This is a genomic window from Streptomyces sp. NPDC005963, from assembly GCF_040638655.1.
GTDB lineage: Bacteria > Actinomycetota > Actinomycetes > Streptomycetales > Streptomycetaceae > Streptomyces.
The window spans coordinates 1-1,915 of record NZ_JBEXVD010000085.1 but is presented as its reverse complement, the minus strand read 5'-3'; the positions used below and the strand labels follow the sequence as shown (position 1 = coordinate 1,915).

Sequence of the window (1,915 nt, the reverse complement as noted above, 5' to 3'; positions counted from 1 at the left end):
CCGACCACGACAACTGGGCAGACTTCTTCCCCACCACCCCACCCACCCACCTCAACCTCCCCACCTACCCCTTCCAACGGCAGCGCTACTGGCTCGATCTCCCCACAGAGGAACACGCCGACATCACCACTGGCACACCCGTTGACGTGGTCGCCGATCAGAACGGGACCGCTCCGGCGGGGTCCGGCGCGTCGTCGCCGCTCCTCGACCGCCTGGCGAAGGCTTCCCGGAGCCAGCAGGAACAGATCCTCACCGACCGGATACGCGCCGAGGTCGCGACCATCACCGGACATGCCTCCGCGGAGTCAGTGGACGGCGACCGCTCGTTCAAGGACTTGGGTTTCGATTCCTTCGCGTCCGTCGAGCTCAAAATCCGCCTGAGCGCCCTCACCGGTCTGGAGCTCCCGTCAACGCTGCTCTTCAACCACCCGACACCCGCTGCCGTCGCTCGCCATCTGCGGATCGAGCTGCTGGGTTCCGAGGAATCCGGCCAAGCTGCCCCCGGTTCGCCGCTCGTCGTCAGCGCGGACGAACCGATCGCAATCGTGGGCATGGCCTGCCGCTATCCAGGAGACGTCCGCGCCCCCGAGGACCTGTGGCGTCTGGTCAGCGAAGGCGTCGACGCCATCACCGACTTTCCCACCGACCGTGGCTGGGACACCGACGGACTCGTCGATCCCGACCCGGATCGACCTGGTTCGTCGTATGTCGCCAAGGGCGGATTCCTCGCCGACGCCGCGACCTTCGACCCCGCGTTCTTCGGAATCAGCCCACGCGAGGCGACGGCGATGGACCCGCAGCAACGGTTGCTTCTTGAGACCTCATGGGAGGCGATCGAGCGGGCAGGCATCGACCCGACCACGCTGCACGGCAGCCAGACCGGTGTTTTCGTCGGCGCCATGACCCAGGAGTACGGCCCTACGCTCCACAACGGCGCACCCGGATTCGACGGGTACCTGCTGACCGGGAACACCGCGAGCGTTGCCTCGGGCCGCATCTCATACACCCTCGGCCTGCAGGGCCCGGCCGTGACCGTCGACACCGCATGCTCGTCCTCACTGGTCTCGGTGCACATGGCGACCCAGTCGCTGCGCAACGCCGAGTGTGATCTCGCGCTGGCAGGCGGCGTCGCCGTCATGGCCACGCCGGGCATGTTCGTGGAGTTCAGCCGGCAGCGTGGGCTTGCGCCGGACGGGCGGTGCAAGGCGTTCGCCGACACGGCGGACGGAACGGCCTGGGCGGAGGGCGTGGGCCTGCTGCTCCTCGAACGACTATCCGACGCTCAGAAGAATGGCCACGAGGTACTGGCAGTCGTGCGCGGCTCGGCGATCAACCAGGACGGGGCCTCCAACGGGCTGGCTGCTCCCAACGGCCCCTCCCAGGAGCGTGTGATACGGCAGGCCCTGGCCAACGCGGGCCTCTCAGCACAAGAGGTCGACGTCGTCGAGGCCCACGGCACGGGCACCAAGCTGGGCGATCCCATCGAGGCGCAGGCACTGCTTGCCACCTACGGTCAGGACCGCCCGGAGGACCAGCCGTTGTGGCTGGGCTCGCTGAAGTCCAACATCGGCCACTCCCAGGCTGCGGCGGGCGTGGGCGGTGTCATCAAGATGGTCATGGCCATGCGGCACTGCGTGTTGCCGCAGACGCTCCACGTGGACCGGCCGTCTTCGCACGTGAACTGGGGTGAAGGGGCGTTGGAACTCCTCACCGAGAACCGGGCTTGGCCCCGGGGCAACCACCCGCGACGCGCCAGTGTCTCGTCATTCGGCATCAGTGGCACCAATGCCCACCTCATCATGGAGCAGGCCCCCGAGAGCGAGGGTGTTGTCGTCGGGGGTGGGTCGGAGCCGGTGGTGGCGACCGACGGAACGCTGCCCTGGCTGGTGTCGGCGAAGTCGCACACGGCACTGCA

The 1,915-nt window shown here is 68.0% G+C and carries 1 protein-coding gene; it reads left to right on the top strand.

Annotation, left to right across the window (positions count from 1 at the left end; all coding sequences use genetic code 11):
* Window positions 1-1,915: type I polyketide synthase (locus ABZ348_RS34640; RefSeq protein WP_358939988.1), on the top strand; the 1,915-nt coding region annotated here is incomplete at both ends.